Source organism: Leifsonia sp. LS1, assembly GCF_020521355.1.
Lineage (GTDB): Bacteria > Actinomycetota > Actinomycetes > Actinomycetales > Microbacteriaceae > Leifsonia.
Genome location: NZ_BPER01000004.1, coordinates 1 through 15,972, shown reverse-complemented (window position 1 = coordinate 15,972; position 15,972 = coordinate 1). Strand labels below are relative to the sequence as shown.

General features: G+C 71.0%; 17 protein-coding genes and 1 pseudogene. 4 read left to right on the top strand and 14 right to left on the bottom strand.

Annotated features, from left to right (window positions below; genetic code table 11):
- Window positions 1-79: 79 nt before the first annotated feature.
- The 13 genes from LLS1_RS08360 to dapA form a co-directional block, all read right to left on the bottom strand.
- Window positions 80-892: a regulatory protein RecX gene (locus tag LLS1_RS08360; protein ID WP_226654690.1), complete on the bottom strand. Its 813-nt coding sequence runs from the start codon at window positions 890-892 to the stop codon at window positions 80-82.
- Window positions 893-974: 82 nt separating this feature from the next.
- Window positions 975-2,048 carry a recombinase RecA gene (gene recA / locus LLS1_RS08355; protein WP_223357209.1) on the bottom strand — a complete coding sequence of 358 codons (1,074 nt, stop codon included), beginning with the start codon at window positions 2,046-2,048 and terminating at the stop codon, window positions 975-977.
- A 182-nt stretch (window positions 2,049-2,230) separates the two neighbouring features.
- Complete coding sequence (locus LLS1_RS08350) at window positions 2,231-2,455, bottom strand: DUF3046 domain-containing protein (protein WP_223357210.1); 225 nt, start codon at window positions 2,453-2,455, stop codon at window positions 2,231-2,233.
- A 73-nt stretch (window positions 2,456-2,528) separates the two neighbouring features.
- A complete protein-coding gene (locus tag LLS1_RS08345; RefSeq protein WP_223357211.1) occupies window positions 2,529-2,840 on the bottom strand; it encodes a helix-turn-helix domain-containing protein in 312 nt (103 codons plus the stop codon).
- A gap of 158 nt (window positions 2,841-2,998) precedes the next feature.
- Window positions 2,999-3,463, bottom strand: a complete 465-nt coding sequence (locus tag LLS1_RS08340; protein ID WP_223360974.1) for a CinA family protein — start codon at window positions 3,461-3,463, stop codon at window positions 2,999-3,001.
- Window positions 3,464-3,485: 22 nt separating this feature from the next.
- Window positions 3,486-4,100: a CDP-diacylglycerol--glycerol-3-phosphate 3-phosphatidyltransferase gene (gene pgsA, locus LLS1_RS08335; RefSeq protein ID WP_223357212.1), complete on the bottom strand. Its 615-nt coding sequence runs from the start codon at window positions 4,098-4,100 to the stop codon at window positions 3,486-3,488.
- A 9-nt stretch (window positions 4,101-4,109) separates the two neighbouring features.
- Entirely contained in the window at window positions 4,110-6,920 is a 2,811-nt protein-coding gene (locus LLS1_RS08330) for a DNA translocase FtsK (protein WP_226654688.1), read from the bottom strand.
- A gap of 68 nt (window positions 6,921-6,988) precedes the next feature.
- Entirely contained in the window at window positions 6,989-7,480 is a 492-nt protein-coding gene (locus LLS1_RS08325; protein WP_226654686.1) for a GNAT family N-acetyltransferase, read from the bottom strand.
- 63 nt (window positions 7,481-7,543) lie between these two features.
- Window positions 7,544-8,764, bottom strand: coding sequence for an ABC transporter permease (locus LLS1_RS08320; protein WP_226654684.1), 1,221 nt, complete (start codon window positions 8,762-8,764; stop codon window positions 7,544-7,546).
- Window positions 8,761-9,459: an ABC transporter ATP-binding protein gene (locus LLS1_RS08315; protein ID WP_226654682.1), complete on the bottom strand. Its 699-nt coding sequence runs from the start codon at window positions 9,457-9,459 to the stop codon at window positions 8,761-8,763. Before LLS1_RS08315 ends, LLS1_RS08320 begins: the two co-directional genes overlap by 4 nt.
- The gene (locus LLS1_RS08310; protein WP_226654680.1) at window positions 9,456-10,505 is read right to left on the bottom strand and encodes an efflux RND transporter periplasmic adaptor subunit; all 1,050 of its coding nucleotides are present in this window, start codon (window positions 10,503-10,505) and stop codon (window positions 9,456-9,458) included. The genes LLS1_RS08315 and LLS1_RS08310 overlap by 4 nt, the downstream gene beginning before the upstream one ends.
- Window positions 10,506-10,577: 72 nt before the next feature.
- The gene (locus LLS1_RS08305) at window positions 10,578-12,254 is read right to left on the bottom strand and encodes a ribonuclease J (protein ID WP_226654678.1); all 1,677 of its coding nucleotides are present in this window, start codon (window positions 12,252-12,254) and stop codon (window positions 10,578-10,580) included.
- 71 nt (window positions 12,255-12,325) lie between these two features.
- Window positions 12,326-13,303 (bottom strand): 4-hydroxy-tetrahydrodipicolinate synthase, encoded by a 978-nt coding sequence (gene dapA / locus LLS1_RS08300; RefSeq protein WP_223357224.1) that lies wholly within the window; start codon window positions 13,301-13,303, stop codon window positions 12,326-12,328.
- Window positions 13,304-13,420: 117 nt separating this feature from the next.
- On the opposite strand from dapA, the gene LLS1_RS08295 reads away from it, so the two are divergent.
- From LLS1_RS08295 to LLS1_RS08280, 4 genes are all read left to right on the top strand, one after another.
- Entirely contained in the window at window positions 13,421-13,861 is a 441-nt protein-coding gene (locus tag LLS1_RS08295) for a thioredoxin family protein (RefSeq protein WP_226654676.1), read from the top strand.
- Window positions 13,848-14,333: a DUF4395 domain-containing protein gene (locus LLS1_RS08290; protein WP_226654674.1), complete on the top strand. Its 486-nt coding sequence runs from the start codon at window positions 13,848-13,850 to the stop codon at window positions 14,331-14,333. Before LLS1_RS08295 ends, LLS1_RS08290 begins: the two co-directional genes overlap by 14 nt.
- Window positions 14,334-14,434: 101 nt before the next feature.
- Window positions 14,435-14,860 carry an OsmC family protein gene (locus tag LLS1_RS08285; protein ID WP_223357236.1) on the top strand — a complete coding sequence of 142 codons (426 nt, stop codon included), beginning with the start codon at window positions 14,435-14,437 and terminating at the stop codon, window positions 14,858-14,860.
- 3 nt (window positions 14,861-14,863) lie between these two features.
- Window positions 14,864-15,760 (top strand): TIGR01777 family oxidoreductase, encoded by an 897-nt coding sequence (locus LLS1_RS08280; protein ID WP_226654672.1) that lies wholly within the window; start codon window positions 14,864-14,866, stop codon window positions 15,758-15,760.
- A 12-nt stretch (window positions 15,761-15,772) separates the two neighbouring features.
- Here the strand turns inward: LLS1_RS08280 and LLS1_RS08275 are convergent.
- Window positions 15,773-15,972 (bottom strand): annotated as a pseudogene (locus LLS1_RS08275) (hypothetical protein); the annotation flags it as partial.

The window sequence follows — 15,972 nt, the reverse complement described above, 5'->3', positions numbered from 1 at the left end:
CAATTCTACGTTCGCCTCGCCGCGGCTCAGAACAGCGTGGATCGCGTGGAGGGATGTCCCCGGGATGCCAGCCTCCCGCCTACTGGAACCGCACGCCGCCGCGCCGACGCGACGCCAGGGCGGCGTCCATCGCCTGCCGCACGATCGCGGAGCTGTAGCCCTTGCGGGCCAGGAAACCGTGGAGACGACGACGCACCGTCTCGTCGTCGTAGGACGACAGCTGGCCGATGCGCTTGACCGCGAGCTCGGTGGCGCGCTCCAGCTCGTCCTCGTCGGCGATGTCGGCCAGCGCGATCTCGATGAGCTCGGGATCGATGTGCCGCCGCTTCAGCTCCTGCTCGATCGCGGTGCGCCCGAGCCCCTTGCGGCTGTGCTGCGTGAACGCCAGGCTCACGGCGAGCGACGCGTCGTCGATCACGCCGAGCGTCTCGAGGCGATCCAGCTCGGGGCCGAACACCTCGGGTTCGATCTCGCGCTTGAGGAGGACCTGCTCCAGCTCCCACCGGGACATGCCCCGGCGTGCCAACTGCCGGATGGTGACCGCTGAGACCTTCTTCGCCTGGCGATCGGCTTCGTCGTCGTCCTGATCGACGGAGGTCACGGCTGCGGCCGCTGCGGTGGCAGCCGCTCCTCCGTCGTCCGCCCACGTGTTGTTCCATCGAGCGGCGCCGGGGAGTTCGACGATCCTCGCGTCCGCACCCTCGTCGCCGGGCTCATGCTCGGTCTCGCGCGGGACTCCTCGCGCCGTTCCGGCCGGATGCCGGCTCTCCACGCCACGCGACGCCGGCCGCCGCAGCGGAGTGACGGGCGCGAGGCGGTCCCCGTCGCCCCCTCCGTTCATCGGCTCGTTCTTCGCTTCACCGAACGGATCGGATGGAAACCTCACGACCATGAAGCTCTCCTCGAACACCTCTCGCGCGATGCACGGACAAACGGTCGTCGACTGGCGGGTCGCACGGACCCGCCAGTCGACGTCAGGCGCCCTTGCGTGCCCGCAGCTTCTCCTCGATCGACTCGACCTCGCCCTGCGGCTGCGCGACGGGGTTGGGGTCGGGGACGATGCCGAGCTTGATCTTGATCTTCGTCTCGATCTCGGCGGCGATGTCCGGGTTCGCGATGAGGAAGTTGCGCGAGTTCTCCTTGCCCTGCCCGAGCTGGTCGCCCTCGTACGTGTACCAGGCGCCGGACTTCTTGACGAGCCCGTGCTCCACCCCGAAGTCGAGCAGGCTGCCCTCGCGGGAGATGCCGACGCCGTACAGGATGTCGAACTCCGCCTGCTTGAAGGGCGGCGCCATCTTGTTCTTGACGACCTTGACGCGCGTGCGGTTGCCGACCGCGTCGGCGCCGTCCTTCAGGGTTTCGATGCGGCGGATGTCGAGTCGGACCGACGCGTAGAACTTGAGCGCCTTTCCACCGGCGGTGGTCTCGGGGCTCCCGAAGAAGACGCCGATCTTCTCGCGCAGCTGGTTGATGAAGATCATCGTGGTGTTGGTCTGGTTGAGCCCACCGGTCAGCTTGCGCAGGGCCTGCGACATGAGGCGGGCCTGCAGGCCGACGTGGGAGTCGCCCATCTCGCCCTCGATCTCGGCACGCGGCACGAGCGCCGCGACGGAGTCGATGACGATGAGGTCGATGGAACCGCTTCGCACGAGCATGTCGGCGATCTCGAGCGCCTGCTCACCGGTGTCGGGCTGCGACACGAGGAGGGCGTCGATGTCGACGCCGAGCTTGCGGGCGTACTCGGGGTCGAGAGCGTGCTCCGCGTCGATGAAGGCAGCGATTCCGCCGGCCCGCTGCGCATTGGCGATCGCGTGCAGCGTCAGGGTCGTCTTACCCGACGACTCCGGACCGTAGATCTCGACGATGCGGCCGCGCGGGAGCCCGCCGATGCCGAGCGCGACGTCGAGCGCGATCGAGCCGGTCGGGACGACCTCCACCGGGGCGCGCTCGTCGCTGCCCAGTCGCATGACCGAGCCTTTTCCGAACTGACGGTCGATCTGCGCGAGTGCGGTCTCGAGCGCCTTCTCGCGGTCTGCGGGTGATGGCATGTGCGGTTCTCCTTCTTACGCTTCGCTGACGAGTCCGACTGTACGAGAGACGTCCGACACGAGGACATCGTCCGGGAGATCTGTGGACAACTCGTTTTCGATTGCGGTTGTGAGGAGAGTCTAGCCACATCCGAACATATCTTCGAGACGTTCGAAGCGGCGTGTCGCGGGACGCGCGGCGCTCAGGCCCGTGGCGCCGGCCGCCCGGCGCCGTGCCAGTGCGCCACCGGGACGCCGGCCTCTCTACACAGCGCGAGCCAGACGTCGCGCGCCGGGAGACCCGCATCCAGCGCCTGCTGCGCGGTGCGGCCACCCAGTTCGCCGAGCACGAGGTCGGTGAGGAGGGCCTGGCCGTAGCCGCTGCCGAACTCGTCGGCGACGGCGCGCTGGAATTCGCTGAGCTTCATGTGTGCGTCCCGGTGGGGTAAGACGAAGGACGCCCCGCGCGGGCGGGGCGTCCTCGAGTCTGGTGGATGGGGATCAGCGAGCGATCAGCGGCGCTTCCATCGCCGTGACGAACTCGTCGGGCACGGTGTCGGGGATGACCGGCTCGAGGCCCTCGAGCACCGCGATGCGGTCCCCGACCTCGCGCATGATGACCGACACCGGCGTCTCCAGTGCGTCGGCGACCGACGCGAGGATCTCGCTCGACGCCTCCTTCTGTCCGCGCTCGACCTCGCTGAGGTAGCCGAGGGCGACGCTCGCCTTGCTGGCGACCTGCCGCAACGTGCGGCCCTTCTGCAGGCGGAAGTCCCTGAGCACGTCGCCGATTTCCTGACGTACAAGAATCATTCGGAGCCTCCTTCTCAACCCTGCCGACGTATCGATGGATGCCAACTGTACCGCATCCCTGATGGTCACGATATCGGCGACTACTGGGCTTTTCTTGTGAATGCAGCAGGTGTAACAGGACCGAAACACACGGTATTCCCGGGGTTCCGACGGCGCGGTCAGGCGCCCGTCTCGGCGATCAGTTCGGCGACCGCCCGCTCCACCGTGGCTCGCCGGATCGCGGCACGGTCGCCGGTGAGCGCGAGCTCGACGACCCGTGTCCCGGCGTCCGACGAGACACCGACGAACACGGTGCCCACGGCGCGGCCTCCCTGCGGATCGGGCCCGGCGACACCGGTGGTGGCGACGCCGAGGCCGGCCGGGCGGCCGTCGACGGCGAGACGGGTGCGCACGCCCTCCGCCAGCTGCGCGGCGACCTCCGGGTGCACCGGACCTTCGGCCGCGAGCAGGTCCGCGTCGACTCCGAGCAGCGAGTGCTTGAGCTGGGTCGCGTAGACCACCGCTCCCCCGAGCACCACGGCGGAGGCGCCCGGCACGCGGGTGAGCTCGGCGGTCAGCTCGCCGCCGGTGAGCGACTCCGCGGCGGCGACGGTGGTGCCCGTCGCCCGCAGGCGCGCGATCAGACGGGCCGCGGGGTCGTCCGGGTCAGCCGGCGGCACGCTTCGCCCGCCGGCCTTTCCAGGCCTGCCAGAGGTAGTCGAAACCCGTGACCACGGTGAGGACCACCGCGGCCGTCATGAACACGCCGTTGACCCAGAAGACCCAGTCGCCCAGCACGGTCCAGAGCGGGAACAGTGCGAGGGAGATCGCGATGGACTGGACGATCGTCTTGATCTTGCCGCCGCGGGAGGCGGCGATGACGCCCTGCCGGATCACGACGAACCGGTACAGCGTGATGCCGACCTCGCGCACCAGGATGACGATGGTCACCCACCACGGCAGCTCCGCCAGGATCGAGAGCGCGATCAGCGCGCCCCCCGTGAGCACCTTGTCGGCGATCGGGTCGAGCAGCTTGCCGAGGTCGGTGACGAGGTTGTTGCGCCGCGCGATGGCCCCGTCGACACCGTCCGTGGCGATGGCGAGGACGAAGAGCACGGCCGCCGCCCAGCGCAGCCAGCCGTCGGCGCCCGCGTCGGCGAGCAGCATCCACACGAACAGCGGCGCGAGCAGGATGCGCACCACCGTGATCACATTGGGCACGTTCCAGTTGCTGGGCCGCGGGACCGGGGCGCCCGCGATCGGGGGTGTCTCGGACGTCATCGCGATGATCTACTCCCTGCCGGTCAGCTGCCAGGCGTCCTCGCCGGAGTCGCCCTCGACCTCAGGATAGCCCTCGGTCATCGCGGCGACCGGATCGTCTTCGTAGCGGCCGTCCGGCGCACCGTGCTCGTGACCGGCGGCCGCAGGGGCTCCGGCAGCGGCGGACGGGGCGGCCGGCGCCGCAGGCGGCTCCGCCCCGCGCAGCCGCGCCAGCACCTCCGGGAGCTGCTCCGCCGTCACCAGCACATCGCGGGCCTTCGATCCCTCCGACGGGCCGACGATCTCGCGCGACTCGAGCAGGTCCATGAGCCGTCCCGCCTTGGCGAAGCCGACGCGGAGCTTGCGCTGCAGCATCGAGGTGGAGCCGAACTGCGACGAGACGACCAGCTCGGCCGCCGCGAGCAGCAGCTCGAGGTCGTCGCCGATGTCGGAGTCGATCTGCTTCTTCTCGGCGCCCGCCGTGACGTCCTGCCGGTACTCCGGGCGGGCCTGGCGCGTGACGTGCTCGACGACCTTCTGGATCTCGTCCTCGTTGACCCAAGCGCCCTGCACGCGGAGCGCCTTGGAGGCGCCCATCGGCAGGAAGAGCCCGTCACCCTGGCCGATCAGCTTGTCGGCGCCCGGCTGGTCGAGGATGACGCGGGAGTCGGTGACGCTCGTCACGGCGAACGCGAGCCGCGACGGGACGTTCGCCTTGATGAGGCCGGTGACGACGTCGACGGACGGCCGCTGCGTCGCGAGCACCAGATGGATGCCCGACGCACGCGCCAGCTGCGTGATGCGCACGATCGAGTCCTCGACGTCGCGCGGGGCGACCATCATCAGGTCGGCGAGCTCGTCCACCACGACCAGGAGGTAGGGGTACGGCTTGAGCTTGCGCTCGCTCCCGGCCGGCAGCACGATCTCGTCGTTGATGACGGCCTTGTTGAAGTCGTCGATGTGGCGGAAGCCGAAGCTGGCCAGGTCGTCGTAGCGCATGTCCATCTCCTTCACGACCCACTGCAGCGCCTCGGCTGCCTTCTTGGGGTTCGTGATGATGGGCGTGATCAGGTGCGGGACGCCGCCGTAGATGGTGAGCTCCACGCGCTTCGGGTCGATGAGGACCATGCGCACCTCGGACGGCGTGGCGCGCATCAGCAGACTCGTGATCATCGAGTTGACGAAGCTCGACTTGCCGGAGCCGGTCGATCCCGCGACGAGGAGGTGCGGCATCTTCGCCAGGTTGGCGACGACGAACCCGCCGCCGACGTCCTTGCCGACGCCGATCGTCATCGGGTGCGTGCTCTTGGCGGCGGCAGGCGAGCGCAGGATGTCGCCGAGCGAGACGATCTCACGGTCGGAGTTCGGGATCTCGACGCCGATCGCGCTCTTGCCCGGGATGGGCGAGAGGATGCGGACCTCGTTGCTCGCGACCGCGTACGAGAGGTTCTTGCTGAGCGCGGTCACGCGCTCCACCTTCACGCCGGGGCCGAGCTCGATCTCGTACTGCGTGACCGTCGGCCCGCGGGAGTACCCGGTGACCTTGGCATCCACCCCGAACTGCGTGAGCACCTCCGTGATCGCCGCGACGATCTCCTCGTTGGCACTCGACCGCGTCTTGGCAGGGGTACCCGCCGACAGCATGGTGGCCGACGGGAGGCTGTATGGCGCGACCGGGCCGCTCTCGCCGTCGACGGACGTGGAGTCGTCGAAGTCGTCGGCGCCGGCCTGGAATCCGGGCAGGACCGCGGGGGCGGTACCCGGAGCGGCGGCCGCAGCCGTAGCCGTCGGGGGCACCTCGCCCGTGAAGCGCTCGAGGGCGTCTTCCGCGAGGGCGAGCTCGCTGAGGACCTCCGTGTTGTAGTGGTCGCTGGACGGGTCCGGCTCCAGGGCCGTGGCGAACTCGCCCTTGCCCCGCTTCGGCTCCCCGAAGACCTCCGTCAGGCTGTCGCGCCCGGGGGCGTCGTAGTCGGGATCCTCTTCACGCTGCGATGTGTTGCGCCGCCACCAGGGGAGGTTGCCCGTGTGCTCCGACTCGTCGTCGTCGACGCCGTCGAGCGGCACCTGCTTGGTCTTGGCCTCCTTGGCGGCCTCGCGGGCCTCCTGGCGCTCCTCGTCCGTCGGCAGCTGTGCGCCGAACAGGTAAGCGTAGAGCTCGCGCATGCGGGCGGGCAGCTTGTTCGGCGGCGTCTTGGTGATGATGAAAAGGCTGAGGATGAGCAGCAGCACGATGACCGCGCCCGCGCCGTACGGTGTGATGACCAGCGACAGGGGGGCGGCGATCAGCCAGCCGAGCACACCCCCGGCCTGCGCGAGCGCCATCATGCCGTCGCTCGGCGTCGGGTGGTGGCTGAACAGGTGGCACAGCCCGGAGACCATGAGCAGCAGGATGCCGACCCCGATGCCGATGCGCGTGTTGTCGTGCACCGAGCTCGGGTGCCGGAACAGCCAGGCCGCGAAGAGCACCATGATGACCGGGAGCGCGAACGCGACCCGGCCGAAGAGACCGCCGAACGTCCAGGCGTCGAGGGTGCGGGCGATCTGGTCGTTGATCAGGAACCACTCGATCACCGCGCCCGCGACGGCGAGCAGCACGAGGAAGAACGGGAACCCGTCCCGGCGTTCCTCTTTGCTCAGCTTCTCCGGGCCGAGCGCACGGAAGGCGCCTCCTGTGAGGTGCGCCAGCCCCATCCAGGCGCGGACGAGGGGGCTCGGCGCGGCGTCGGCGGCCGGGTAGGCCACCGTCTTCTGGGCGGCGGTCTTGGACGCCGGCTTGCGCGCGCTCGAACCGCCGCGACCGGACCGGCCGGCGCGCGCGTTCGACTTGGTGCTCGTAGCCATGGGTCATACGGTACTTCTCACCCGCGACAGCACGCGGTTCCCGCGCCTGCAACCGGGAAATCCGCGCGTCAGCGCAGGGCGCGCACCATGACGTCGGCACGGTCGTCGGAGGCCACGGTCACGTAGCCCTCGCTCACGTAGAGCCGCTGCGCGAAGTTCGCGCGTTCCACGCTGAGGCTGAGCCGGGCGACGCCGCTCGCCGCCCCGCGCCGGGCGATCTCGCGGAGGAGCGCCCGCCCGACGCCCTGCGCGCGCCACTGCGGGTTAACCCCGAGCGTCAGCTCCGGCACCCCGACGGCGACGAAGCCCGATCCCGGCGCGTTCGCGGGGAACAGCCGCGCCCAGCACGCACCGACCGGAGTGCCGTGATGGTCCTCGGCGACACAGCCGAAGTCGCCGGGCCGCATCCAGCCGGCGATGTAGCGAGCCACGAACGGGTCCTCGAGCACAGTCACCCGGGGGCGTGCACGCACCGCGTTCCAGTTGACCGCCTCGACGAGCATGTCGGCGAGGACCCGTGCGTCGTCGCCCGCCGCCGGGCGGATCCGGTACCCGCTCATGGGGGAACGCTACTCGCCCGGGTGTTTCCGGGAGGTTACGGATGCGGAGGCGACAGGCACGCCTCAGTACCGGATCGCGTCGATGACCTTCACGCGCACCGCGACGAGGGCCGGGATCAACCCGGCGAGGGCGCCGACCGCGGTCGCCGCGACCAGGCCGATCACGGCGGCCTCCACCGGGAACGGCGGCGGGTCCGCCACCATCCCGCGACCGACGAGCTGCTCGACCCACGGGCTCTTCACGATGAGAATGGCGAGCCCGACCCCGGCGGCGCCGGCGACGACGGTGGCGACGACGCTCTCCATCATGACGGCGAAGAACACCCGCCCTCCGGTGGCTCCGAAGCTGCGGCGCACGCCGATCTCCCGGATACGGTTGCGCACCGTCACGAGCGCGATGTTGACGAGCCCGAGCGCGCCGAGCAGCAGGATGAGGACGGCGATGCCCATCACGACCAGTTTGAGCGCGGCGAGCGGGTCCTCGGTCTGGTACGCCAGGTAGTCGGTGCGCGAGACGTCGACGGTGTTCGCGCCGAGCGCTGCGCCGAGCTCCGATCGCAGCGCGGCGGTCAGGGGATCGGCCAGCTCGGGAGGCACCCACGCTTCGACACCGTTCCCCATCGACGTGCCCGGAGCGATGAGCGCGTCCGTCCCCTCGACGAGCCCGTAGGCCATCGGGTAGTCGGGGTTGTCGGGGGTGCGGATCACCCCGATCACGACCGCCGTCACCGTGCCCTCCCCCGACCGGATGGTCGCCACCGGGTGCGCGGCGAGCGCCGGCGAGCCCAGCCGGTGCCAGAAGTCCTCGTTGACGACGAGCGCGGGAGCGAGGCGTTGCGTGTCGTCGTCGGTGAACCACCGGCCGCGCTGCACCATCGTGCGGTGCATCGTCGCGTAGTCCGGGTCCACCGTCTGCAGGGAGACGTCCGCGACACCCGTCCGGAACTGCACCGAGACGCTCCCGCCGCCGACACGCGACCAGTAGCGGATGGCGTGCCGCTCGGCCGCCGTCGCCCAGGCCTCGTCGAGCGTCACCGGGCCCCCGGCAGCCGGAAGCGAGGGATCCGACATCGGCCGCACCGCGATGAGGGCCGGGCGCCCGCCGTAGCGGTCGTTGCTCTCGGTGATGGACTGCTGCGCGATGTTGGCGAGGCCGACCACGGAGGTGAGTGCGCACACCGCGACGCCGACGCCGATCAACGACAACAGCACGCGCCCGCGATGCACCCGGACCTCCTGCCAGGCCTCCACGATCGCGCCCCAGACGGTCTCGACCGCCCTCACGCCGTCACCTCGACGTCAGACGGCCGCAGGCGGCCCGCGTCCAGCCGGTAGCGGAGGTCCGCCCGCGCGGCCACTGCGGGATCGTGCGTGATGACGATGAGGGCGGCGCCGTTGTCGGTCGCGACCTCGTCGAGCAGGTCGATCACGGTCGCGCCCGTCTCGACGTCCAAGGCTCCGGTGGGCTCGTCGGCCAGAATCAGGCGCGGACCGCGGACGAGCGCGCGGGCGATGGCGACGCGCTGCTGCTCACCGCCGGACAGCAGCTCCGGACGGGCGTCGAGCCGGTGCCCCAGACCGACCCGGTCCAGCATCTCGGCCGCGATCGCGCGACGACGCCAGAAGGTGCGGCCGGACGCGTACAGCAGCGGGGTGGTGACGTTCTCCAGGGCGGTGCGCCCCTGCAGGAGGTTGAACTGCTGGAACACGAAACCCACCGACGCGCCGCGCAACCGGTCGCGGCGGCGGGAGCTCAGGCGTGCCGCGGGAACGTCGTCGAACCACAGCTCGCCCGACGTCGGGCTGTCGAGCAGCCCGAGGATGTTCAGGAGCGTCGACTTGCCAGATCCCGATCGCCCGACGACCGAGATCCGATCGTGGGGGGCCACGTCGAGGTCGACCCCGTGGAGGATCGTGAGCGGCTCCGCGTCCGGGATGGGGACGGTCTTGGTGACGCCCTCCAGCCGCAGCAGACTCACGAACCGACCGGCCCGGTGCACACCACGCCGCCGTCCGGCATGGCGGCGCAGCCGTCGCCGGTGCTCTGCGGCGCGCCGGGCACGAACTCGAGGATGGAGTCCCCCTCGGCCAGGCCCTCCGTGATCTCCACGGAGGTGCCGTCGGTCAGTCCCAGCACGACGGGCTTCTCCACGGGGGTGCCGTCGTCCCCCGTCACATAGACGACACCCTTCTGCGCGGAGCCTTTGACCGCGGTCGTCGGCACGGTGAGCACTCCCTCGGCACGGCCAGCCGACATCGTCACCGTCGCGGTGAGGCCGGGGAACACGGTGACCTCCGCAGGCACGGCGCAGCGGACGGTCGCGCTCCCCGCGCCGGACGCGGCTCCGGTCTGCGGCGCGGCGCCCTGCTGCGTGTCGGAGGCCGTGGGAGGCGGGGTCGAGATGGTCAGGCCGGTGCAGGTGAACGGGGCCGGGCCGCCCTTCACGGTGACCGTGGCCTCCGTCGGACGGGCGGTGAGCCGGTACTGCTGCTCCGCGGGCAGGGAGGCGGTGACCGAGAAGGTGGGCGGCGCGACGGAGGCGACCTTGTCGCCGATGGCGACCGCCTGACCCGTCAGCACCGGCAGCTCGCTCACGACGCCGCCGATCGGCGCGGTGACCTCGACGTACGTGACCTTCGGCTTCTGCTCCGTGACCACGACCTCCCCGTCGGGTCCGGTCTGCTGGATCGGGTCGCGGGGCGTCTCCACCTTCACGTCGAAGAGCAGGGCGCCTTCGCCGACGGCCTGGCCGACCGCGACCTGGACCTTGTTGACGGTCCCGGCCGCGCCGGAGCGCACTGGTGCGGCGTCGTCGGCGACGATCGAGCCGCTCGCCGAGACGTCATTGACGATCGTCCCCTTCTGCACGGTGGTGACCGGATCGCTCAGCTCGGCCATCGGGACGGCCGGATCGGCCGGCTTCTCCCCGTCCGGGAAGAACGCCAGCTTGACCAGCGCGACGGCGATCGCCGCCACCAGGAGCGTCCTGATGGCGGGGAACACCCAGCGCCGCACAACCCCCATCTGCTGCCTCTCGTCTGCGGGCGTCGTCGCCCGGTTCTGTGCGCGCAGGCTCCCCGGCCCGCGCGCGCTCCCTCACGCCTCGATGACGAGCGGGACGATCATCGGCCGGCGGCGGTAGCTGGTGTTGACCCAGCGGCCGACCGTGCGGCGCACGACCTGCGACAGCGCGTGCGAGTCGCGTACGCCGTTGCCCGCCGCCTCCGCCAGCGCCGCGGCGATCTTGGGCTTGACGGTGTCGAACACCGCGTCGTCCTCCGCGAAGCCGCGGGCGTGGATCTCCGGTCCGGTCACGATGCGCCCGGTCGCGGCCTCCACGACGACGATGATCGAGATGAAGCCCTCCTCGCCGAGGATGCGGCGGTCCTTGAGGTCGGCGTCGGTGATCTCTCCGACGCTCGAGCCGTCGACGTAGACGAAGCCGAGGTCGAGCTGGCCGACCACGCGGGCGACGCCGTCGCGCAGGTCGACGACCGTGCCGTCCTCCGCCAGGATCGCGTTCTTCTCGGGCACCCCGGTGTCGATCGCGAGCTTCGCGTTGGCGACCAGGTGCCGGTACTCGCCGTGCACCGGCATGACGTTGCGCGGCTTCAGGATGTTGTAGCAGTAGAGCAGCTCGCCCGCGGCGGCGTGGCCCGAGACGTGCACCTTGGCGTTGCCCTTGTGGACGACATTGGCGCCGAGCTTGGTGAGGCCGTCGATCACGCGATAGACCGCGTTCTCGTTGCCCGGGATGAGGCTGGAGGCGAGGATCACGGTGTCGCCGGGGCCGACCTCGATCTGGTGGTCCAGGTTGGCCATGCGGGCGAGCACGGCCATCGGCTCCCCCTGCGACCCGGTGGACATGTAGACGATCTTGTCGTCCGGCAGGTCCGCGGCCTTCTTGTAGTCGATCAGCACACCCTCGGGCACCTTGAGGTAGCCGAGCTCGGCGGCGATGGTCATGTTGCGGACCATCGAACGGCCGAGGAGGGCGACGCGGCGTCCGTTCGCGTGGGCGGCGTCGAGCACCTGCTGCACGCGGTGCACGTGGCTCGAGAAACTCGCGACGATCACGCGGCGCGGCGCGCGGGCGATGACGTTGTCGAGCACCGGCCCGATCGAACGCTCGAGCGGGGTGAAACCGGGGACGTCGGCGTTGGTGGAATCGGCGAGGAAGAGGTCGACGCCCGCCTCGCCGAGACGGGCGAACGCGCGCAGGTCGGTGATCCGGTCGTCGAGCGGGAGCTGGTCCATCTTGAAGTCGCCGGTGTGCAGGACGACACCGGCCGGGGTCGTGATGGCGACGGCGAGGGCGTCGGGGATGGAGTGGTTGACCGCGACGAACTCGAGGTCGAACGGCCCGAGCTGCTCGTGCTGCCCCTCGGTGACGGAGAGGGTGTACGGCTGGATGCGGTGCTCCTTGAGCTTCGCCTCCACGAGGGCCAGGGTCAGGCCGGAACCGATCAGCGGGATGTCGGCCCGCAGCTTGAGCAGATATGGCACGGCGCCGATGTGGTCCTCGTGGCCGTGCGTGAGCACGACGCCGAGCACGTCGTCGAGACGGTCGCGGACGGGCGCAAAGTCCGGCAGGATCAGGTCGACGCCGGGCTGGTTCTCCTCGGGGAACAGCACGCCGCAGTCGACGATGAGCAGCTTGCCCTCGTACTCGAAGACCGTCATGTTGCGGCCGATCTCGCCGAGACCGCCGGTGGGGATGATGCGGAGTGTTCCGGGTTCGAGCGCGGGCGGGTCGGTGACCAGGTTGGGCATATGCCCTCCTCAGGGTGTTTCGTGTGAAGTCGGGGGCGCGTCGGCGCCCGGGCCGTTGGTGGCGGCGGCCCCTACCGCGTGGTCCCGGCGATCTTGGGGAGCGCTCCACCGGCGGCCGCGTTGCGGTCCGGCCGGAAGTTGGAGAAGTCCACACCGGGGATGTCCTTGACGAGATCGAGCTCGTCCTCGATCTGAGCGGCCTCCCACTCCTCCGGGCCGACGAGCGGCAGCCGGACGCGGGGGCTGGAGATGCGGCCGAGGCCGTGGAGGATGTACTTCGCGGCGACCGTGCCGGGCACGTGGGTCATCACCGCGCGCACCAGAGGCTCGAGCTTGCGGTGCGCCGCGGTCGCCGTCGCGAGATCGCCGGCGTTGACGGCGTCGACGATCTGCCGGTACGGGGTCGGAGCGATGTTCGCCGTCACGCCGATCAGGCCGCTGGCGCCGATCGCCAGGTGCGGCAGGACGTTCGCGTCGTCGCCCGAGAAGTAGAGCAGGTCGGTCTGGTTGAGCACCCGGCTGACCTCGCTGAAGTCGCCCTTGGCGTCCTTGATGGCGAGGACGTTCGGGTGCTTGGCGATGCGCAGGATCGTCTCGTACCTGATGGGGACTCCGGTGCGGCCCGGGATGTCGTACAGGATGACCGGGAGGTCGGTCGAGTCGGCGATCATCCGGAAGTGCGTGAGGATGCCCGCCTGCGTCGGCTTGTTGTAGTACGGGGTGACGACCATGACGCCGTCGGCCCCGGCCTTTTCGCTCTGCCGGTACAGCTGGATGGCGTGAGCGGTCTCGTTGGAGCCGCCGCCGGTGATGATCTTGGCGCGGCCGCCGGAGACCGACTTGCCGATCTCGACCAGGCGGAGCTTCTCCGGGTCCGTCAGTGTCGAGGTCTCCCCCGTCGTCCCCGTGACGACGATGCCATCCGCTCCCGCGGTGATGACGTCGTCGATGTGCTTCTCCACGCCGGCCCAGTCGACTTCGCCATCGGCGGTGAACGGGGTGACCAGGGCGACGAGCACCTGGCCGAACGGGTTCGCGGAGGAAGACATGGCACCAGGCTATCGGTACGCGACCGGGCCGCGCCTCCCCGGGCGCCCCCGCAGCGCTGTCACAGTGCGACACACGGGATGCGCCCGGGCGTGCCGGGCGCGTAGGGTCGCCCCACCATGAACGGCATCGCAGCGCTCGGCATCCTGCTCGCCCTGGTGGCCACGGCCACCGCGGCCGGCCTGGTCTGGCGCGCCACCACGGGGCGCGCGCGGTCCACCCGGCGCGCGGACACCGTCCGCGCGGCCGAGGTGGGCGCGAGCGCCTTCGGCGAGCGCGCGACCCTGCTCCAGTTCTCCACCGAGTTCTGCGCCCCGTGCGCCGCCACGGCGCGCGTGCTCGGGGCGGCCGCGCACGACGAGGAGGGCGTCGCCCACGTCAACGTCGACCTCACGGAGCGCCCCGATCTCGCCCGCCGTTTCGCGGTGCTGCAGACCCCCACCACCCTCGTGCTCGACGGCACGGGCGTCGTCCGTGCCCGCATCGGCGGGGCGGCACGGCCCGCCGACGTGCGCGGCACCCTCGACCGCATCCTCGGGAGCGACCATGTCACAGCCTGACCAGACCGCCGGCATCGACCCGCGGTCTCCGCGCTTCGGAGCGGGCATCACCGCCGCCCTGCTCCTCGTCGACGTCTTCCTCGCCCTCGTCGGGGCGACGACCGCGGCCGCCGCCCTCCTCCTGGCGATCGCGCTGCTGTTCGCCTGGGGAGCGTTCGCGGGCATCCGCCGCCACCCCTACGGCGTGCTCTACCGCCGGCTCGTGCAGCCACGTCTCGGGCCGCCCGCCGAGCGCGAGGACCCGGCCCCGCCGACGTTCGCGCAAGGCGTCGGCCTCGTCGTCACCGGTCTGGGGCTGCTGCTCCACCTGCTCGGCGTTCCGTACGCGCTGCCGATCGCGGCCTCCCTCGCGTTCGTCGCCGCCTTCCTGAACTCCGTGTTCGGGTACTGCCTGGGCTGCCAGCTCTACCTGCTGCTCGTCCGTGCAGGCTTCGTCCGCCGGGGGGCGCAGGCGGGTGGCCCGGCCGTCTGAGCATCGAAACCGGGAATCCCCCGGACGCCGGCCGTGCGATCCCTCCTCGCCAGTAGTCTGGACGGGCCCGCCGCGACCGCGACGGAGGAACAGGAGCACTCATGGCCGTCACCAGCGAATCCACCACCGTCTGGACCGGAGACCTCAAGTCCGGCTCCGGGAGCGTCACCCTCGACTCCTCGAACGCTGCGCAGCTTCCCGTCACCTGGAAGGCGCGATCGCAGGGCGGCGGCGACGTCACGACGCCGGAGGAACTGCTGGGAGCCGCGCACGCGGCCTGCTTCTCGATGGCCTTCTCGAACATCCTGACCGAGTTCGGCTCGGCCCCCGAGAGCATCCGCACGACCGCCGCCGTCACCTTCGACCCCGCGTCGGGCATCACCGGCAGCCACCTCACGGTCCAGGCGACGGTCCCGGGCCTCTCGAACGAAGACTTCCAGCGCCTCGCCGACGAGGCCAAGAGCGGTTGCCCGGTCTCTCGCGCGCTGGTCGGCATCCCGATCACCCTCGACGCCTCGCTGGCCTGAGCCGTGCAGGTGCTCGTCGCCGGGGCGTCCGGCATGATCGGCACCGAGCTCACCCGTCAGCTCGTCGCGGCAGGCCATGAGGTGCGACGCCTCGTGCGCCGCCGCCCGCAGTCCGCGGATGAGTTCCACTGGTCGCCGTCCAGCCGCATGATCGACGTCAACCTGATGGAGACGGCCGACGCGGTCGTCAACCTCTCGGGCGCGTCACTGAACCACCTGCCGTGGACGGCCGCGACGAAGCGGCGCATCCTCTCCTCCCGACTGGAAGCGACGGGGACCCTCACCGATGCGATGCGTCAGGCGGCCGCGCCGCCCGCGGTGTTCCTGAGCGGCTCGGCCGTCGGGTACTACGGCGACCGGCCCGGCCAGACGCTGACCGAGGCGTCCGCCAAGGGCACGGGGTTCCTCTCCGATGTCGTCGAGGCGTGGGAGACCGCGGCGCGACTGGCGCCGGAGAAGACGCGTGTCGCGCTGCTGCGCACGGGGCTCGTGATCGGTCGCGGGGGTGCCATGAAGCCGCTGCTCCCGCTCGCACGGCTCGGCCTCGCCGGGCCGATCGCGGGCGGCGGGATGCACTGGCCCTGGGTCGGCCTCCACGACGAGGCCGCCGCCATCGTGCACCTGCTCACCTCGACTCTGGACGGCCCTGTGAACATCGTCGGCCCCACGCCGTCGACCGCGGGCGGTGTGCTGCGCGCCCTCGCACGCGCGGTGCACCGGCCGTACGGCCTCCCGGTACCCGAGAGGGCCGTCACGCTCGCACTGCGCGACGCCGGGCGCGAACTGCTGCTCGCGAGCCAGAAGGTCGTTCCGGAGCGGCTGCTCGCCGACGGCTTCGTCTTCCGCGACACCACTGTGGCAGAGGCGATGGAGCACCTCGTGCGCGCCGGGACGGCCTGAGGCCGTCGGCGGTCAGCTGCGCGCCGCGCGCGCCTCCGCGCGGTGGAGCCGGATCGAGGTGCGAAGCGCCTCGCGGGCCCGCCGCCGGTCGCCGGACGCGTCGTAGGCGAGGCCGAGGCGGAACCAGGCGCGCCAGCTCTCGGGCGCGGCCTCCACCTCCGCCTTGTAGGTCGGAAAATCGGCGTGGGGGGGGGCCCCCCCCCGCGCGTCCC

Coding starts and splice junctions, on each gene's coding strand:
- pgsA (WP_223357212.1), bottom strand. CDS start 4,100: ATGACGTCCGAGACACCCCCGATCGCGGGCGCCCCGGTCCCGCGGCCC.
- LLS1_RS08330 (WP_226654688.1), bottom strand. CDS start 6,920: ATGGCTACGAGCACCAAGTCGAACGCGCGCGCCGGCCGGTCCGGTCGC.
- LLS1_RS08310 (WP_226654680.1), bottom strand. CDS start 10,505: ATGGGGGTTGTGCGGCGCTGGGTGTTCCCCGCCATCAGGACGCTCCTG.
- LLS1_RS08350 (WP_223357210.1), bottom strand. CDS start 2,455: ATGAAGCTCAGCGAATTCCAGCGCGCCGTCGCCGACGAGTTCGGCAGC.
- LLS1_RS08360 (WP_226654690.1), bottom strand. CDS start 892: ATGGTCGTGAGGTTTCCATCCGATCCGTTCGGTGAAGCGAAGAACGAG.
- LLS1_RS08325 (WP_226654686.1), bottom strand. CDS start 7,480: ATGAGCGGGTACCGGATCCGCCCGGCGGCGGGCGACGACGCACGGGTC.
- LLS1_RS08290 (WP_226654674.1), top strand. CDS start 13,848: ATGTCACAGCCTGACCAGACCGCCGGCATCGACCCGCGGTCTCCGCGC.
- LLS1_RS08295 (WP_226654676.1), top strand. CDS start 13,421: ATGAACGGCATCGCAGCGCTCGGCATCCTGCTCGCCCTGGTGGCCACG.
- dapA (WP_223357224.1), bottom strand. CDS start 13,303: ATGTCTTCCTCCGCGAACCCGTTCGGCCAGGTGCTCGTCGCCCTGGTC.
- LLS1_RS08285 (WP_223357236.1), top strand. CDS start 14,435: ATGGCCGTCACCAGCGAATCCACCACCGTCTGGACCGGAGACCTCAAG.
- LLS1_RS08305 (WP_226654678.1), bottom strand. CDS start 12,254: ATGCCCAACCTGGTCACCGACCCGCCCGCGCTCGAACCCGGAACACTC.
- recA (WP_223357209.1), bottom strand. CDS start 2,048: ATGCCATCACCCGCAGACCGCGAGAAGGCGCTCGAGACCGCACTCGCG.
- LLS1_RS08345 (WP_223357211.1), bottom strand. CDS start 2,840: ATGATTCTTGTACGTCAGGAAATCGGCGACGTGCTCAGGGACTTCCGC.